At 52.3% G+C, this 18,341-nt stretch carries 14 protein-coding genes; 5 read left to right on the top strand and 9 right to left on the bottom strand.

From position 1 onward, the window contains the following. Positions 1 to 195: 195 nt before the first annotated feature. The 5 genes from narI to FDW92_RS09360 all read right to left on the bottom strand — a co-directional run bounded on the left by narI (position 196) and on the right by FDW92_RS09360 (position 8,764). Positions 196 to 873, bottom strand: coding sequence for a respiratory nitrate reductase subunit gamma (narI, locus tag FDW92_RS09380; RefSeq protein WP_038641116.1), 678 nt, complete (start codon positions 871 to 873; stop codon positions 196 to 198). Continuing rightward, a complete protein-coding gene (gene narJ, locus FDW92_RS09375; protein ID WP_042307968.1) occupies positions 873 to 1,583 on the bottom strand; it encodes a nitrate reductase molybdenum cofactor assembly chaperone in 711 nt (236 codons plus the stop codon). The genes narI and narJ overlap by 1 nt, the downstream gene beginning before the upstream one ends. Next, positions 1,580 to 3,118, bottom strand: coding sequence for a nitrate reductase subunit beta (narH, locus tag FDW92_RS09370; RefSeq protein ID WP_042307967.1), 1,539 nt, complete (start codon positions 3,116 to 3,118; stop codon positions 1,580 to 1,582). Before narH ends, narJ begins: the two co-directional genes overlap by 4 nt. Next, complete coding sequence (locus tag FDW92_RS09365; RefSeq protein ID WP_042307966.1) at positions 3,115 to 6,858, bottom strand: nitrate reductase subunit alpha; 3,744 nt, start codon at positions 6,856 to 6,858, stop codon at positions 3,115 to 3,117. The genes narH and FDW92_RS09365 overlap by 4 nt, the downstream gene beginning before the upstream one ends. A gap of 514 nt (positions 6,859 to 7,372) precedes the next feature. Then, a complete protein-coding gene (locus FDW92_RS09360) occupies positions 7,373 to 8,764 on the bottom strand; it encodes a NarK family nitrate/nitrite MFS transporter (protein ID WP_042307965.1) in 1,392 nt (463 codons plus the stop codon). A 339-nt stretch (positions 8,765 to 9,103) separates the two neighbouring features. Between FDW92_RS09360 and narX the strand changes: the two genes are divergently transcribed. Both narX and narL read left to right on the top strand, forming a co-directional pair. Next, positions 9,104 to 10,900, top strand: coding sequence for a nitrate/nitrite two-component system sensor histidine kinase NarX (gene narX, locus FDW92_RS09355; RefSeq protein WP_042307964.1), 1,797 nt, complete (start codon positions 9,104 to 9,106; stop codon positions 10,898 to 10,900). Then, positions 10,893 to 11,543 (top strand): two-component system response regulator NarL, encoded by a 651-nt coding sequence (gene narL, locus FDW92_RS09350; RefSeq protein WP_038641125.1) that lies wholly within the window; start codon positions 10,893 to 10,895, stop codon positions 11,541 to 11,543. The genes narX and narL overlap by 8 nt, the downstream gene beginning before the upstream one ends. 21 nt (positions 11,544 to 11,564) lie before the next feature. Here narL and FDW92_RS09345 read toward each other — a convergent pair whose 3' ends face one another. Beyond that, positions 11,565 to 12,908, bottom strand: a complete 1,344-nt coding sequence (locus FDW92_RS09345) for a YchO/YchP family invasin (protein WP_227255175.1) — start codon at positions 12,906 to 12,908, stop codon at positions 11,565 to 11,567. A 250-nt stretch (positions 12,909 to 13,158) separates the two neighbouring features. On the opposite strand from FDW92_RS09345, the gene FDW92_RS09340 reads away from it, so the two are divergent. Together FDW92_RS09340 and FDW92_RS09335 are read left to right on the top strand one after the other, a co-directional pair. After that, the gene (locus tag FDW92_RS09340; RefSeq protein ID WP_042307957.1) at positions 13,159 to 13,512 is read left to right on the top strand and encodes a DsrE/DsrF/TusD sulfur relay family protein; all 354 of its coding nucleotides are present in this window, start codon (positions 13,159 to 13,161) and stop codon (positions 13,510 to 13,512) included. A gap of 260 nt (positions 13,513 to 13,772) precedes the next feature. Then, positions 13,773 to 14,018 (top strand): DUF1883 domain-containing protein, encoded by a 246-nt coding sequence (locus FDW92_RS09335; RefSeq protein WP_038641131.1) that lies wholly within the window; start codon positions 13,773 to 13,775, stop codon positions 14,016 to 14,018. 54 nt (positions 14,019 to 14,072) lie between these two features. Here the strand turns inward: FDW92_RS09335 and FDW92_RS09330 are convergent, their stop codons facing one another. Further along, entirely contained in the window at positions 14,073 to 14,768 is a 696-nt protein-coding gene (locus FDW92_RS09330) for a gamma-glutamylcyclotransferase (protein ID WP_042308012.1), read from the bottom strand. Positions 14,769 to 14,964: 196 nt separating this feature from the next. Next, complete coding sequence (gene chaB, locus FDW92_RS09325) at positions 14,965 to 15,195, bottom strand: putative cation transport regulator ChaB (protein ID WP_038641135.1); 231 nt, start codon at positions 15,193 to 15,195, stop codon at positions 14,965 to 14,967. A 274-nt stretch (positions 15,196 to 15,469) separates the two neighbouring features. Here chaB and chaA point away from each other — a divergent pair, with 274 nt between their 5' ends. Next, the gene (gene chaA / locus FDW92_RS09320) at positions 15,470 to 16,570 is read left to right on the top strand and encodes a sodium-potassium/proton antiporter ChaA (RefSeq protein WP_042307955.1); all 1,101 of its coding nucleotides are present in this window, start codon (positions 15,470 to 15,472) and stop codon (positions 16,568 to 16,570) included. A gap of 56 nt (positions 16,571 to 16,626) precedes the next feature. Here the strand turns inward: chaA and FDW92_RS09315 are convergent, their stop codons facing one another. After that, positions 16,627 to 18,318 carry an amidohydrolase gene (locus tag FDW92_RS09315; protein ID WP_052511170.1) on the bottom strand — a complete coding sequence of 564 codons (1,692 nt, stop codon included), beginning with the start codon at positions 18,316 to 18,318 and terminating at the stop codon, positions 16,627 to 16,629. Positions 18,319 to 18,341 lie beyond the last annotated feature (23 nt).

Genomic DNA, 18,341 nt, shown 5'->3' with positions numbered 1-18,341 from the left:
CAACACCCAATCCAACTGCAATGCCCTATATTCTGCCCTTGATACGTGCCCGCAATAGGCCTGATGCGCTGCGCTTATCAGGCATACAGAGAGCTGACGCCTGCGTAGGCCGGATAAGGCGGTTACGCCGCCATCCGGCAAACAGGCATAAAAAAACCCCGCCGGAGCAGGGTCTTATCTTACACAGATAACCGCTTAGTGACGCGCACGAACGATCTGGTATTTGCGGGTCAGGTATTCAACTGGAACGCTCCAGATGTGCACCAGACGCGAGAACGGGAACAGCAGGAACAGCGTCATACCCAGCACCAGGTGCATACGGAAGATAAACGCCACGCCATCCAGATATTCAGATGCACCGCCGTGGAATGTCACCACGGTTTGCGCCCAGTTCACCAGTTTCATCATCTCGCTACCGTCCATATGCTGAGCGGAGAACGGAATGGTCAGCAGGCCAAGGGCACACTGGATAACCAGAATGGACAGCACCAGAATATCCGCACCGGTAGTGGTGGCCCGAACGCGTGGGCTGAACAAACGACGTTTCAGCAGCAGCACGCCGCCGACCAGACACATCACGCCTGAGGCGCCGCCCGCGAACATGGCCATCTTTTGTTTCACTTCAAGCGGTAGCCACGCCTCATACATCCAGTGCGGCGTCAGCATGCCCAGAAAGTGCCCGGCAAAAATGCCCAGGATACCGATATGAAACAGGTTTGACGCCAGGTTCATCCCTTTGCGATCCAGCATCTGGCTGGACGCCGCGCGCCAGGTATATTGCCCGTAGTCATAACGCAGCCAACTGCCGATCAGAAAGACAGAACCCGCGATGTACGGATAGATGTCAAAGAAGAACGTATTCAGGAAGTGCATTATTGCTGTCCTCCGGTGGTGATATTCAGATACTGCGGCGCAACGGCCCCGGCAAAACGACGCTGGTGAGCGGAGATTTCCGACTCGCCGCACCCCTGATCGGCGAAGAATTTCACCTGCTCTTCTTCCCAGACCGCATCCAGTGCCTGCGGGGTATCATCACGCGCTTCATCCGCAATTTTTTCAGCCACTTTGTCGCTGTCGATAACGGTATTCGCCTGTTTTAGCAGCAGATCAAACAGCACCGCATAACGGCTGTCACGCTGTTGCAAGCGAGCGCTGAGCAAAGCCAGAATCGGCGCGATATCCTGTAAACCACCTAACGCTTCGCTTTTCGGCAACTGCGCAAGGTATTCCAGATACAGCGGCAGATGATCGGGAAGTTCGCGGCTGTCGAGCTGCAAACCGTGCTGTTCATACTGTGCCATCAGGTCAACCATCGCCTGACCACGATCGCGGGATTCACCGTGTACATGTTCAAACAGCAGCAGCGATGTGGCACGGCCACGGTCAAACAGTTCGCTATAAGCGGCCTGTACATCCAGCATGTCTTGCGCGGTTAGATCGCGCAGGAAAACGCCCAGGGTCTGGGCATCCTCTTTATCCAGGTTCTCAGATGACGCGAGTGCATCGAAAAGCTCCTGCTGATGCTGCCATAAGGCAGCATCCGGGTACTCGAGCAGACGCGAAACAATGACGAGTTCAATCATTGGTGCGGCTCCGTTTTGCTGGTCACATCAACAGCGTCGATGCGGCGGCTGTTGAACAGATTGAATTTGGTATCAGAACCGTGGCAACCATCGCCGAAGGTAAAGCCACAACCGCTTTTCTCCGGGAATGCCTCACGCGCCAGTTCACGATGGCTGCTTGGCACCACGAAACGATCTTCGTAATTAGCAATCGCCAGGTATCGATACATTTCCTGTGCCTGCGCTTCGCTTAATCCCACCTCTTCCAGCGCACGGGTATCAATTTTTCCGTCAACAGTTTCCGCACGTTTGTAGTGACGCATTGCCAGCATACGTTTCAGCGCCAACAGTACCGGCTGAGTGTCGCCAGCGGTCAACAGGTTCGCCAGGTACTGAACCGGGATACGCAGACTGTCAACGTCCGGCAGAATACCGTTGCTGCCAAGCTCACCCGCATCGGCGGCAGACTGAATCGGTGACAAAGGCGGCACGTACCAAACCATCGGTAGCGTGCGGTATTCCGGATGCAGCGGCAGCGCCAGCTTCCAGTCCATCGCCATTTTGTAAACCGGAGACTGCTGTGCAGCATCGATGACGCTCAGTGGAATACCATCTTTTAGCGCCTGTTCAATGACTGCCGGATCGTTCGGATCGAGGAACACGTCCAGTTGGCGCTGGTACAGATCTTTTTCGTGCTCGGTGCTGGCCGCGCTTTCGATCGCATCGGCGTCATACAGCAGTACGCCGAGATAACGGATACGGCCAACACAGGTTTCGGAGCAAACGGTCGGTTGACCCGCTTCGATACGCGGGTAGCAGAAGATGCACTTCTCGGACTTCCCGCTCTTCCAGTTGAAGTAAATCTTCTTGTACGGGCAGCCGGTGATGCACATACGCCAGCCGCGGCACTTGTCCTGGTCGATCAGCACGATGCCATCTTCTTCACGCTTGTAGATAGCACCGCTTGGGCAGGTCGCCACACACGCCGGGTTAAGGCAATGCTCACACAGGCGCGGCAGGTACATCATGAAGGTGTTTTCGAACTGGCCGTACATCGCCTTCTGCATGTTTTCGAAGTTCTGGTCTTTGGCGCGTTTTTCGAATTCGCCGCCCAGAATTTCCTCCCAGTTCGGACCGCTGGTAATTTTGTCCATCCGCTGACCGGTAATCAACGAGCGCGGACGGGCAATCGGCTGCGCTTTGCTGCCTTCCGGCGCGGTGTGCAGATTCTGATAGTCGAAATCAAACGGCTCGTAGTAGTCATCCATACCCGGTAGATGCGGGTTAGCAAAGATTTTTCCCAGCAGCAGCGCACGGTTACCCATGCGCGGTTGCAGTTTACCGTTGATTTTACGGATCCAGCCGCCCTTCCATTTTTCCTGATTTTCCCAGTCATTCGGGAAACCGACGCCAGGCTTACTTTCCACGTTATTGAACCAGGCGTATTCCATACCTTCACGGCTGGTCCAGACGTTTTTACAGGTCACTGAACAGGTGTGGCAGCCGATGCACTTATCGAGATTCAGCACCATGCCGACTTGTGAACGAATTTTCATTTTACGCTCTCCTGTACCTGGTCATTGCCTTCGCCATCCAACCAGTTAATGTTCTTCATCTTACGTACAACCACGAACTCATCACGGTTTGAACCGACGGTACCGTAGTAGTTAAAGCCGTAGGCCAGCTGCGCATAGCCGCCGATCATATGGGTCGGTTTCGGCGTAATACGGGTCACCGAGTTGTGGATCCCGCCGCGCTGCTGGGTAATTTCTGAACCCGGCAGGTTAACGATACGTTCCTGCGCGTGGTACATCATGGTCATCCCGGCCGGTACACGCTGGCTGACAACTGCACGCGCCGTCAGCGCGCCGTTGCTGTTGAAGACTTCGATCCAGTCGTTATCTTCGATTCCCAGGTCTTTCGCATCGACTTCGCTCATCCACACAATCGGACCACCACGTGACAGCGTCAGCATCAGCAAGTTGTCGCTGTAGGTGGAGTGGATACCCCATTTCTGGTGCGGCGTCAGGAAGTTGAGCGCTTTTTCCGGGTTACCGTTAGACTTCTCGCCGATCACCGCTTTCACTGAACGGGTATCGATTGGCGGACGGTAAACCAGCAGGCTTTCACCGAAATCACGCATCCACTGGTGATCCTGATACAACTGCTGGCGACCAGACAGCGTACGCCATGGGATCAGCTCATGAACGTTGGTATAACCGGCGTTATAAGACACATGTTCATCTTCCAGGCCTGACCATGTCGGGCTGGAGATAATTTTGCGCGGCTGCGCCTGTATATCGCGGAAACGAATTTTTTCGTCTTCTTTATTCAGCGCCAGATGCGTATGGTCACGACCGGTAAATTCACTCAGCGCAGCCCAGGCTTTAACGGCTACCTGACCGTTAGTTTCCGGCGCCAGGGTGAGGATCATCTCGGCGGCATCAATGGCGGTATTAAGCCAGGGCTGGCCTTTCGCCGGGCCTTCAGCCTTGGTGTAGTTGAGCTTACGCAGCAGATCCATTTCGCTCTGGGTATTCCAGGCAATCCCTTTCCCGCCGTTACCGATTTTTTCCATCAGCGGGCCGATGGAGGTAAAGCGTTCATAGGTTGCCGGATAATCACGCTCTACGGTCATGATGTGCGGCGCGGTAACGCCAGGAATCAGGTCGCACTCACCTTTTTTCCAGTCCTTCACGTCCAGCGGCTGCGCCAGCTCAGCGGCGGAATCGTGCTGAATCGGCAGCGTAACAACGTCAGTTTCTTTACCGAGGTGGCCCACGCACACTTCAGAGAATTTCTTCGCGATGGCTTTATAGATTTCCCAGTCGCTCTTCGATTCCCAGGCCGGGTCAACGGCGGCAGACAACGGATGAATAAACGGATGCATATCCGAGGTATTCATGTCGTCTTTTTCATACCAGGTTGCGGTCGGCAGCACGATATCGGAATACAGACAGGTACTCGACAGACGGAAGTCCAGCGTCACCACCAGATCCAGCTTGCCGTCCAGTCCGTTGTCCTGCCATTCCACTTCTTCTGGCTTCACGCCGCTCTGCTGGCCGAGATCTTTCCCCTGAATACCGTGTTCAGTACCCAGCAGGTACTTCAGCATGTACTCGTGGCCCTTACCGGAAGATCCGAGCAGGTTGGAACGCCAGATAAACAGGTTACGCGGATGGTTTTTGCCGTTTTCCGGCTGTTCCGCCGCAAAGCGAAGAGAACCGTCTTTCAGAGATTTCACGGTGTAGTCCACCGGCGTCATGCCGGCTTTCTGCGCTTCTTCAGCGATACGCAACGGGTTAGTCCCTAACTGCGGTGCAGACGGTAACCACCCCATACGTTCAGCGCGAACGTTAAAGTCAATCAAATGACCGCTGTAACGGGATTTGTCTGCCATCGGGGACAGCAATTCCTGTGCGGTAACCGTCTCATAGCGCCATTGGCTGGAGTGGTTATAGAAGTAAGAGGTACTGTTCATATGACGAGGCGGACGCTGCCAGTCCAGCGCAAACGCCAGCGGCTGCCAGCCGGTTTGCGGGCGCAGTTTTTCCTGCCCGACATAGTGGGCCCAACCGCCACCGCTCTGGCCGATACAGCCGCAGAACACCAGCATATTGATCAGGCCGCGATAGTTCATATCGAGGTGGTACCAGTGGTTCAGACCCGCACCGACGATAATCATCGAACGGCCGTGCGTTTTATCGGCGTTATCCGCAAATTCGCGGGCGATGCGCACGATTTGAGCGCGCGATACACCGGTAATTTTTTCTGCCCATGCCGGCGTATACGCTTTCAGGTCATCGTAGCTGGTTGCACAGTTTTCATCGTTCAGACCACGTTCCAGACCGTAGTTGGCCATGGTCAGATCGTAAACGGTCGTCACCAGCGCGGTAGAACCGTCGGCAAGTTGCAGACGTTTAACCGGCAATTTGTGCAGCAGAATGTTTTCCAGTTCAACTTTATTGAAATGTTCGGTACCTTCGCCACCAAAATACGGGAAGCCGACTTCCGCGATGTCATCCTGGCTACCCAGCAGACTGAGCTGTAGTTCGGTTTCATCACCCGACAAGCCGTCGCGCTGCTCGAGGTTCCATTTGCCTTTTTCACCCCAACGGAAACCAATTGAACCGTTTGGCGCAACCATTTCACCATTGCTGTTGATAGCGACGGTTTTCCATTCCGGGTTATTTTCCTGGCCCAGAGAGTCAACCAGATCCGCTGCACGCAGCATACGACCAGCAGCATAATAGCCGTCGCGCTCTTCGAGCATCACCAGCATTGGCATATCGGTATAACGACGAACGTAGTCGGTGAAGTACTGGCTCGGATTATCGAGGTGGAACTCACGCAGCATGACGTGGCCCATCGCCATTGCCATCGCCGCATCGGTCCCTTGCTTTGGCGCCAGCCACAGGTCGCACAGTTTGGCGATTTCCGCGTAGTCCGGAGTAATCGCTACCGTTTTGGTGCCTTTATAGCGAACTTCAGTAAAGAAGTGCGCATCCGGAGTACGGGTCTGCGGTACGTTAGAACCCCATGCAAGAATGTAGCTGGAGTTATACCAGTCAGCGGATTCAGGGACGTCGGTCTGTTCGCCCCAGGTCTGCGGAGAAGCCGGTGGCAGGTCGCAGTACCAGTCATAGAAGCTCAGGCAGGTACCGCCTATCAGCGACATATAGCGTGCGCCGGACGCGTAAGAAACCATCGACATCGCCGGGATCGGAGAGAAGCCTGCAACGCGGTCAGGACCATAGGTTTTGATGGTGTACACGTTAGAAGCGGCAATCAGTTCATTCACTTCCTGCCAGGAAGAACGAACAAACCCACCACGACCACGCGCTTGTTTGAAGCTTTTTGCTTTGTCGGCATCTTCGATGATGGATGCCCAGGCATCTACCGGATCGCTGTGCAGTTTTTTGGCTTCACGCCACATCTTCATCAGACGTTTGCGCATCAATGGGTATTTCAGACGGTTAGCGCTGTAGAGATACCAGGAATAGCTCGCACCACGCGGGCAGCCGCGAGGCTCGTGGTTTGGCATATCTGGACGGGTGCGTGGGTAGTCAGTTTGCTGGGTTTCCCAGGTCACCAGACCATTTTTCACATAGATTTTCCAGCTGCATGAACCGGTGCAGTTTACACCATGGGTTGAACGCACGACTTTGTCATGCTGCCAACGCTGGCGATATCCATCCTCCCAGTCCCTGTTGGTATTGAGAAGCTGGCCGTGCCCATCGGCAAAGGTTTCGCCCTTCTGCTTGAAGTAGCGAAACCGGTCCAGGAATTTACTCATCGGTTTTCTCCTGTAGGAGCCTGACGGCTCTCTGATAAATCGACATTGCTTGATTGAGAGCGAAGGTAACGCTCTGAAAGGGCGTGAGAATTGATAACGATCAAGGCAGGCAGGGATGAAAAATGAGGGTAAATTTTCACATACCCCCTAAGTGGGATATCAGAAAACAAATTAACATCATGAATTTAAATAACTTTTTCAAATTCACTTTTCATACAAATGTTAAATTCTTTATAAGTGGGTATTAAGGGGTATCCCCCCTGCCAGGCATATTATCAGCACCGTTTTCACAGACTTTCGTCGTGAGTTTATATATAAGTATGTTGTAACTAATTCAGAGCAAAAAAAAGCGCGGTCTAACGCCGCGCAATGGATAATCAACCTACACTTCATCCTTCAAACTGCCTCTGCGTTGGTGCGCTCGTTCTCCCCAGTCACTTACTACAGTAAGCTCCTGGGGATTTCTCACTTGCCGCCTTGATGCAATTCGAATGATTTTGTGTATACCACTTTTTTACTTTTTAGAATGACGTCCGTACACCGCCCAGGTGATAACCACGCAGGCGACATAGAAGATCACAAAGACTTTCATCGCATCAACAGGTGATCCCGTTAACGCCAGGGAAGTACCAAATGCTTTGGGGATAAAGAAGCCGCCAATCGCGCCAATGGCTGAGATAAAACCGAGCGCTGCCGCAGTGTCGGTTGCCGCTTCACGCATCGCCTTCTCTTCTGACCCGCCTTCCGCTTTCACTCTGTCCATCGTCAGCTTGCGGAAGATAACGGAGATCATCTGGAAGGTTGAACCACTGCCCAGACCGGCCGTCAGGAACAACGCCAGGAACACCGCGAAGAAAGCGGTAAAGTTGCCCCCTACGCCATTAGTTGGCAGCGTCAGGAACAGCAAGGCACTAAAGAGAGCCATCAGCACAAAGTTCACCAGCGTCACGCGAGTTCCGCCCAGACGGTCAGAAATTGCACCGCCAGCGGAACGCGCCAGCGCGCCAATCAGCGGGCCAAAAAAGGCGTAATGCAGGATCTGTACCTCAGGAAACTGCGTTTTTGACAGCATCGCGAAACCGGCTGAGAAGCCGATAAATGAACCGAAGGTTGCCAGATACAGCAGGCTCATGATCCACAGGTGCCCGCGTTTAAGCACCGGCAATTGCGCTTTCAGTGACGCTTTTGAGGTTGCCAGTTCGTTCATACCAAACCATGCAGCCAGCGTCAGCACAGCCAGGAACGGAACCCAAATCCATGCGGCGTTCGCCAGATACAACTGCGTACCATCCGGTTGTTCAACCCCGTGGCTACCAAATGCAGCAAAGATTGACAGTGAGACCACCAGCGGAGCAACCAACTGCATTACGCTGACACCCATATTGCCCAGACCACCGTTCAGACCCAGCGCACCGCCCTGCTTTTGTTTTGGAAAGAAGAAGCTGATATTCGCCATGCTTGATGCAAAGTTCGCACCGGCAAAACCGCACAGCAAGGAGATAATAATAAAGGTACTAAATGGCGTGGTGGTATCCTGCACCGCAAAACCTAACCATACGCATGGGATGATCAGGATGCCGGTGCTGAATGCTGTCCAGCGACGTCCACCAAACAGGGGAACCATAAAGGAGTACGGCACACGCAGCAGCGCGCCGGAAACCGACGGCAACGCCGTCAACATGAACAATTGCTCCGTGGTGAAATTAAAGCCAACTTTCGGTAAGTTCACCGCCACGGCGCTAAATAACATCCACACGCAAAACGCCAGCAGTAAGCAAGGGACGGAAATCCACAGATTACGGCTGGCGATTCGTTGACCACGCTGTTGCCAGAAGACAGGATCTTCCGGCCGCCATTCTGTAATTACAGCTCCAGATGCCCTTTCCGGGGCAGATGAGTGACTCATAGACACCTCTGATACTTGTTTCGATGCCTGCAACCTTAGGGTTTACAGCTGGAAGTAAGTTGATATAAATCAAAGGAAAAGGTGTCATTATTCATGCCTAAAATTTGTCATCACCCTAAATGAGTACATTACTTCGGTAAAAAAGATGTGGTTTTTCACGCTTCTGTCGTCTTCTACTCCCCCTGACCCATGACCTCCCCCTCAGCTGGCAATTAAGAGGTAGCCCGTTTGAGGTATGGGTATACTCCAGTGTATCGCCGAGAATAACGCCACTGCCTGCAGCAGAACCGTTATTCAAAAGGGTTTCTGTTCTACGAAGACCCGAAGGAACAAGTCACCATGTTTAAACGTTGTCTCTCCCCGCTTACGCTGGTCAACCAGGTGGCGCTGATTGTTTTATTGTCTACTGCCATCGGCGTGGCAGGTATGGCTGTCTCCGGTTGGCTGGTTCAGGGCGTTCAGGGTAGCGCCCATGCAATTAACAAAGCCGGCTCGCTGCGTATGCAGAGTTATCGTCTGCTGGCGGCGGTACCCCTGGAAGCCGACGATCAACCGCTACTGGATGAAATGGAGAAAACGGCGTTTAGTCCAGAGTTAACGCGGGCCGCACAGCGCGATGGACAACAGGCGCAGTTAAAAGCATTACAGGATTACTGGCACACTGAGCTGGCGCCAGGGCTTGCCCACGCGCAAACGCCTGATGCGGTGGCGCAAGATGTAACGCGCTTTGTCGTTGGGCTGGATAAGCTGGTTACCGCCTTCGACCATACCACCGAATTGCGGATTGAACGCGTCGTCCTGTTACATCGCCTGATGGCGGCATTTATGGCCTTACTGCTGGTCTTCACTATTATCTGGCTACGCGTACGCCTGCTGGAGCCGTGGAAACAGCTATTGGCGATGGCGCGAGCCGTCAGCCAACGTGATTTTACCCAACGTGCGCATATCAGCGGGCGTAATGAGATGGCGGCTCTGGGCTCGGCGCTGAATAATATGTCGGAAGAGCTGGCTGAAAGTTATGCGGTACTGGAACAGCGGGTGCAGGAGAAAACGGCCGGGCTGGAGCATAAAAATCAGATCCTCTCTTTTCTGTGGCAAGCCAACCGCCGCCTGCATTCTCAGGTGCCATTGTGCGAACGCCTCTCTCCGGTGCTGAACGGCCTGCAAAATTTGACCCTGCTGCATGATATTGAGCTGCGGGTTTATGATCTGGAAGATGAAGATAATCATCAGGAATTTACCTGTCAGTCCAATGTCAGTTGCGATGAGAAAGGATGTCATCTGTGCCCACGCGGTACGCTGCCCGCGATAGACGGTGGTATCACGCTGAAATGGCGGCTGACCGACGCGCATACCCAGTATGGTATCCTGCTCGCTACGTTGCCGAACGGACGCCATCTCAGCCACGATCAGCAACAACTGGTCGATACCCTGGTTGAGCAACTGACCGCAACGCTGGCGCTCGACAGGCATCAGGAGCGTCAACAGCAGTTGATCGTGATGGAAGAGCGTGCCACCATTGCGCGCGAACTCCATGATTCTATTGCACAATCGCTTTCATGCATGAAGATGCAGGTTAGCTGTTTGCAGATGCAGGGCGATGCGCTGCCCGAGAATAGCCGCGAACTGCTTAGCCAGATTCGTAATGAACTGAACGCCTCGTGGGCGCAACTGCGTGAGCTGTTAACGACCTTCCGTTTACAGCTCACCGAACCCGGATTGCGACCCGCGCTGGAAGCCAGCTGTCAGGAATACAGTGCCCGCTTCGGTTTTGCGGTTAAGCTGGATTATCAGTTGCCACCGCGCCTGGTCCCTTCGCATCAGGCGATTCACTTATTACAAATTGCTCGTGAAGCCCTGAGCAACGCCCTGAAGCACTCCCATGCCGATGAAGTTGTCGTGACGGTGGTGCAAAATGGTAAGCAGATCAAACTCACTGTACAAGATAACGGCTGCGGCGTACCGGAAAACGCCGAACGCAGTAACCACTACGGCATGATAATAATGCGCGACCGTGCGCAGAGCTTGCGCGGCGATTGCCGTGTACGCCGTCGTGAGACAGGCGGTACTGAAGTTACTGTCACTTTTATTCCCGAAACAAACTTCACAGAAGTCCAAGGAGATACCCATGAGTAATCTGGAACCGGCAACCATCCTGTTGATCGACGATCATCCGATGCTGCGAACCGGTGTAAAACAGCTTGTCAGCATGGCGCAGGATATCACCGTTGTCGGTGAAGCCAGCAATGGCGAACAGGGTATCGAGCTGGCTGAATCTCTTGATCCCGATCTGATCCTGCTGGATCTCAACATGCCTGGTATGAACGGTCTGGAAACCCTCGACAAGCTGCGTGAAAAGTCCCTGTCTGGCCGCATCGTGGTGTTTAGCGTATCCAATCATGAAGAAGATGTCGTTACCGCACTGAAACGCGGCGCGGATGGTTACCTGCTGAAAGATATGGAGCCGGAAGATTTACTGAAAGCATTACAGCAGGCCGCCGCTGGTGAAATGGTGCTGAGTGAAGCCTTAACGCCGGTTCTGGCCGCCAGCCTGCGCGCCAACCGCGCAACGTCTGACCGTGATGTCACCCAGTTGACGCCGCGCGAGCGCGATATTCTCAAGCTTATTGCCCAGGGCCTGCCTAACAAGATGATTGCCCGCCGCCTGGACATCACCGAAAGCACGGTAAAAGTTCATGTGAAGCACATGCTGAAGAAAATGAAGCTCAAATCACGCGTAGAAGCGGCGGTTTGGGTGCATCAGGAACGCATTTTCTGATAACGCAGTCGTGCATCATGGTTAACGAGGATCATTTGCCGAAACGCTGATAAACGGTTCGGTCAGTGATAGCGTGATCTCATTGGAAGAGACACGCTGGCCCAGTTCATCTTCTACCACTACCGACAGCCGCCAGCGGTTTGTCGCCCCTTCTCTACTGTCCCACTTCGGCATAATAATCGTCCAGCCCTGTGCGCTTCGGGTACTGCTGCCAGCGGTTAAGCTCAGCGCCTGAGTATCACCCTGCCATGCAAGATGGCGAATCCCATGCAGGCTGCGCACTTGTACCTTCAGCGCCACCGTTTCTCCAGGCTTGAGATCCCAGGGCGGCGTGGCCAAAAATACCGACAGGGTTTTACGCTGGCGATACTCCAGCGTCGGCAAACTATTTCGCTGCGGATCGTCATAACGACTGCCGCGCAGCGAGCGGCTGTTTGCCACTTCGCTAACCATCAGCTGTTTTTTTAACGGAACACCGAAACGATAATTCAGCGTTAATCCAACGTTATTCTGACTGACGCCATTTTCACCCTGCTTATGCTGGGCAGTCATCGTAATCAGCGGTACCGGCGTATAACTCAGCCCGAGGTTCACCGCCACCGGATTGTGATACCCTGTGCCAGAATGAAACAGATCCACCTGGTCGCCGAAATACTGTTCAACGCTGACGCTGGTATTGAGATGTTGATAGAACGGCATCCGCATTTGCGCGGTCAGATCGTAGCCGCGGGCCATCCGTTGTTCCTGCGTGGTGGAACGATCCTGCCATGAGGAAAACGGTTGATAGTAGTTAGCGGATAAACGTAAATACTCGCCCCACGCTTCTGCACCTAAGCCGCCCCGGGGCAGATTTTCATCCAACAGATTGTCATAAAACGTGTTGTAACCCAGTAGCCAGCCGTCGTGTACCCAGCGCTGCCCAATTCCCGCATTACTGACTAAGCCCTCATCCTGTTGCGTTAAGCCTAACTGGCTCCAGGTAAGATAGCGTTGATTGTCCTGCCACGGAATAAACCAACTTCCCCGACTGCCGGTAAAGCTGCCCTCTTTATCAACCTGCAACCCGACGCTGGCGTTTCCCCAGGGAGAGAGCCAGGATTCCAGTTGTTGATTCACCTGTTCGCTAACCGTGTCACGTACCTGACCAAACGCGAACTGCTTCGCCTGTTCGCCGGTATCAAGGCCGTTATCGGTCATACTGGCTTCACCAAATGCTTTCACCATTTCGGCAAAATGCTTTTCGCCTGCTCGCGATTCCGGCGCCATACCGAGATCGGGCAAGCCATCGCTATTGTTATCGAATGGGTTTTCAGCCTGGTGAACAAAAGAGGATTGTGCGTTGGCATTACCCCCTGCCAGTGGCAAGAGTGCAAATACGGCGAGAGGAAAATAAATAATACGGCTCAAATCGTTAGTTATTTCTTAAATCAATTAATTAGGCACACTTAACCTAAACCATAACGTCTTCAGCAATTAATTGCAGCTTTTATCCCTGTTTTCGGGATTTTCTGACCCGAATAATAAGGGGCCCTCACATGCTTTCTTTTCGATATCTGGTACAGGGAGTACCATACACACCAGGAATTATCCCTCCCATCCGACAACAGGAGTCAAAATGCAAAATATAGTGATCGTCGCGAACGGTGCGGCCTATGGAAGCGAATCGTTATTTAACAGCCTGCGTCTGGCCATCGCCTTGCGTGAACAAGAAGCCTGTCTCGATCTGCGTCTGTTTTTAATGTCGGATGCGGTTACGGCGGGATTACGCGGTCAGAAACCGGCGGAAGGATACAATATCCAGCAAATGCTGGAGATCCTGACAGCGCAAAATGTTCCGGTAAAACTGTGCAAAACCTGCACTGATGGCCGTGGGATCACCGACCTGCCTTTAATTGATGGTGTAGCCGTGGGCACGCTGCCAGAACTAGCCCAATGGACGCTGGCTGCAGATAAAGTATTGACCTTCTGACAGCGCTTGCAGGCACGCGCACTGAAAGTGCCGGAAATTTCCGGATTTAATCTTAGATGGGCGCGGTTTCGTTGAACGTTAGCACGCCCTTTCAACCGTTTTGAGGAATTTTGTCACTTTTGTTTAATCGTTATGCCATTTTTTGATCAAAATCAGCATCCTGTTGCTCCCCCTTTGGTGTTATGCAATGAGTGAAATGTGAACAACATCACGCAGCACTTTCGACAGAAAGTACGTTGTTTTCAAGAACGGGGTGAAAAATGGCATTAGTGAAAGCGAGTTTAAAGTTATTTGGTGGCGATACGGTGGTAGTGCGCTGTTCCGAGCGCTGCCACATCCACCTGATGAGCGAGAAAAATCACGTCAAAGACACGCAGTCCGACATCTTAAGCGTGCAGGATCGTGATAACGCATGGTTGACCGTACCTTATACCGGCGTCTGGAACGTGCTGATCGACAGCCACAGTCAGTCGCTTGAGCATTCGATTAGTTTTATTGCAGCGTAATCGTGAAATGCCCGATAAGCACCTGGCTGTCGGGCACACTACACTCCGCCGACGCTATGCAAAATCTGGTCGTATAATCCCTTCCGGCAGGTTCTCTCCCAACAACCGTTTGACCGTAATCACCAGATCGTTAAGACAATCATCCTGCATTCCCAGCTTCACCAGTTCTTGTTCCAGCGAGAACAGATATTGGGCATTGGTGCCTAAAGGTCCACTGGCCGCAGCGATAAGCGGCGCAATCACCTGCGCGCGTGTATCCGACTCAAACAGCGGATGGCGCGGATCCATAATAAAGACCAGCGCGTTCACCGTCCGTCCGTCATCCAGCGCCAACTGACACCAGGTCGGCAGGTAGCAACCGGTGATCATTTCACGCTTCCACAACAGAGAAAGTTCTTGTTCCAGCGACGCGTCCGGTAAGCGATAAGCCACACCGGTCGTGCGTCCGCCCTCTTTCAGGGCCAGCATCCGTCCCGGCTGACAGGCCGTTCCACGCCCCGCCGTCAGACGCAGGCAAAATGCACGGTGCCAACCGACCAATGTCCCGGTACAGGACTCTTCAAATTCTAAGGCCGGGTTCCACATCAACGATCCATAACCGAAGATCCACACCGGTCCATCATCTGGTCGACAAGCAAGCGTGGCGGCCAGTGAGGCTGCCCGTTGTTCCGCTGACCAGAGTAGTGATTCTTCAATAGCGCCAAATGCCGTCTTACAGTCGGCATTCAATAAAAAATCACGCGTTAACACCTTACACCTCCGCCACTGCTGCTTCCCTGCGACAACTTTTTTGACGCCTTCCGGGCCTTTTTGCTGCTCATTTTGAAACCAATAGCTGGACAATAGGCAATTCACCGCTCGCTTGCAAGCCAGCAGCGACGCGGTGTAGCACGATTCGCTAACGGCTGATTCGGGCTAATTGATAAAGGCATTATAATTGATACTGTTACGTCTTTTTATGCCATTTATCATCATCACCTTTTTGATAATCATTTTTCACCGCGGCCCACGCCACCTTGTGCGCCGTCTCTTCGCGCGTGGCATCATCGCGACGGTCAGATTTATCTTTGTACTGTTCCCAGGCGCTGTTGAAGGCTTCTTTATAGATGTCCTGAGCATGGGATGGCAGAACATGCTGTACGCTGTCAGGCAGATCGCTTTTCGATTTATAGGGCATTGTGAACTCCTCTTTTTGGGCTAAACCTTAAGTGTGGTTAACAATGCTGCGATGCGCCAATAATGAACATTTTTAAAATATTTTCTCATCTAACCTTCTGTTAATTAAATACTCTATAAACAAGAAGTTTGTTTTTGACCGCTTAGAGGAGAAAAATAAGCGATGCGGTAAAATTTCGTAAAATGTCACCTACAAAACCGCTTTTTCTGTTATTTTTTACATTCTTTAATACTTTTATAATTATAAATACCTGCAGAGATGGAGAATTAGCTTAATGACACAAGTACATGAGGCGGTAAAAACCCGCCACAAGGAGACCTCTCTCGTCTTCCCGATTTTGGCGCTGGTAGTACTGTTCTTATGGGGGAGCAGTCAGTCACTACCAGTGGTCATCGGCATTAATGCGCTTGCCCTTATTGGTATATTAAGTAGCGCATTCAGCGTTGTCCGTCATGCGGACGTATTAGCACATCGACTTGGCGAACCCTACGGCTCGCTGATCCTCAGTCTGTCCGTTGTTATTCTTGAAGTCAGTTTAATTTCCGCATTAATGGCGACCGGCGATGCCGCGCCTACGCTAATGCGCGACACGCTGTATTCGATCATTATGATCGTCACCGGCGGTTTAGTCGGTTTTTCATTACTGCTGGGCGGCCGCAAATTTGCCACTCAGTATATGAACCTGTTTGGTATTAAGCAGTATTTAATCGCCCTGTTTCCGCTGGCCATTATTGTGCTGGTGTTTCCAATGGCGTTACCGGGAGCCAATTTTACTACCGCCCAGGCGCTACTGGTGGCACTCATTTCTGCGGCAATGTACGGCGTTTTTTTGCTGATTCAAACAAAAACGCACCAAAGCCTGTTCATTTACGAGCATGAAGATGAGGGTGACGACGACGACCCGCATCACGGTAAGCCGTCGGCGCACAGCAATATATGGCACGCAGCCTGGCTCATCATTCACCTGATCGCCGTTATCGCCGTCACCAAGATGAACGCCAGTCCGCTGGAAACCTTGCTGACTGAACTCAATGCCCCCGTGGCATTTACCGGTTTCCTGGTGGCGCTGTTGATCCTCTCGCCTGAAGGGCTGGGGGCGCTGAAAGCGGTTCTGAACAATCAGGTACAGCGGGCAATGAATTTGTTCTTCGGTTCAGTATTAGCCACTATTTCACTCACCGTACCGGTAGTGACGCTGATCGCCTGGGCAACAGGCAATGATTTGGTGTTTGCTTTGGGCGCGCCAGAGATGATTGTCATGGTCTCGTCGCTGGTACTGTGCCATATCTCTTTCTCCACCGGACGTACCAATGTACTTAACGGTGCGGCGCATCTGGCACTATTTATCGCCTATCTGATGACGATATTTGCCTGATTATCATTTTAGCGGAACCTACGGCCCTGCTTCAGGGCCGTTTTCTTTTACCGCGTTTATTGCTCCGGATAAACCTGTTGGCCATCGACAAACGTTAATAACGATTCCGTTTGATGCAATTTGTCTGGCGGAATAGCCATAATATCTTGATTCAGCACCGCAAAATCGGCGAGCTTACCGGCCCGCAAACTTCCCCGTTGCTGTTCGGCAAAAGCGAGCCAGGCGGCATTTCGGGTATACATTTTTAACGCATCTTCCCGGCTTAACTGGCGCGAGTCATGGCGTATCGAGCCGTCGAGTGCTTTACCTGTGACATGATATTCAATGGCATGCCACACTCCCGCAACGCCAATCCGCGTCGCATCTGTACCGCCGGCAACGATTACCCCCTGCTCTAACGCGGGTTGAACTGGCGATGAGAGTGCCGCCACCGTTTTATCATTTGCGCGTTCGATGGCGGGAGATTCAAAATATGGCCCCATCTGGACAGAATAGGCCAAGCCGAGTTTCTTCATGCGGGTAATTGTTTCTGGCGTACCGGTATTGAGATGCGCAATAGACCAGCGTAACGGAGCAATGTCATACGATTTAGCCACCTCGCTAATGAGATCTAAAATCGCATCTGCACTGTCATCGGTATAGGCATGTATTTCTACGGCAACCCCTTCCTGGGCGGCAAGCTGGAGCACCTTAAATTGTTCTTGTTGGGATTGTGCAGAAGACTTAAATCCAGATGACATCCGTACGCCGTCATTCATTGCCATCACCAGGCTTTCACCGAAGCCCAGAAAGGCTATTCTGCCGTCATCGTGTATTGCCGGGCGAAATGCCAGACGTTGTTTAAACCATTCCGTTTCATTACCAGGCGGTGCGGATAAACGATATCCAACGCGTATCCTGAGAGGTTGCTGCTGCTGAAGTTTAAAGAAATCACGATAAGCTTGCTCATGCCCGGCAGAAGGATCGATAAACCCGACCACACCGCGTTTATTTAAATAACGAACAAAGGCGTTAAGGTTCTTTTCAACATCGGAAGTCTCGCTAATCTGGGCGAAAAGCTGGTTAAAACTGCCAATGGTCCCGCGCAATTTCCCCGTTGCCAGCCCTTTGTCATCGCGTTCTATCACGATCCCTGCCGGAACATCCGGCTGTGGACTATTAAGTTTTAGGGTCTCGATAGCCTTTTGATTTAACAAGGCATAGTCATAAAGACTTTGTATATACGCAGGATGATGAGGCACCGCCTGATTCAGTTCATGAACCGTCGGATCCCGTTTTTCAGCAAATTGTTCAGGTATCCATGAGCCAGCCACCGCCACCCATTGCGCAGTATTTTTCTGTGCCGCAGATTGCGACAATTTATTTAACGCATCGGGTATATTTTTAGTATCAAACCAGTAGGTTTCAAATAAAAACGTCCTCCCACCCCGAATGCCATGCAGATGCGCATCAATTAATCCCGGAATAACGGTTTTCCCCGTAAGATTGATTTCCTTCGTGTTCGGTCCGGACCATTTTTTCACCGTTTCATTATTACCCACCGCAATAATATGCCGCCCTTTTACCGCCAGCGCCTGCGCGTTGGGTTGTTGTTCATCCATGGTAATCAGCTTGCCGTTATACAAAATAACATCGGCCTTGTCCTGAGAATGCACCAGAAATGAAGTTCCAATCAGAATTGCGGCCAACGTTGCTTTGCGAATAGCCGGAGGGGGAGTATTAAAGCGGAGTCCCAGTTTACCCATCATATTTATCTACCTTTTCACGTGAT

It is taken from the genome of Citrobacter sp. wls706, assembly GCF_005281305.1.
Lineage (GTDB): Bacteria > Pseudomonadota > Gammaproteobacteria > Enterobacterales > Enterobacteriaceae > Citrobacter > Citrobacter werkmanii.
Note: the sequence above shows the minus strand (reverse complement) of the source record. Positions and strands in the feature narration are given on the sequence as shown.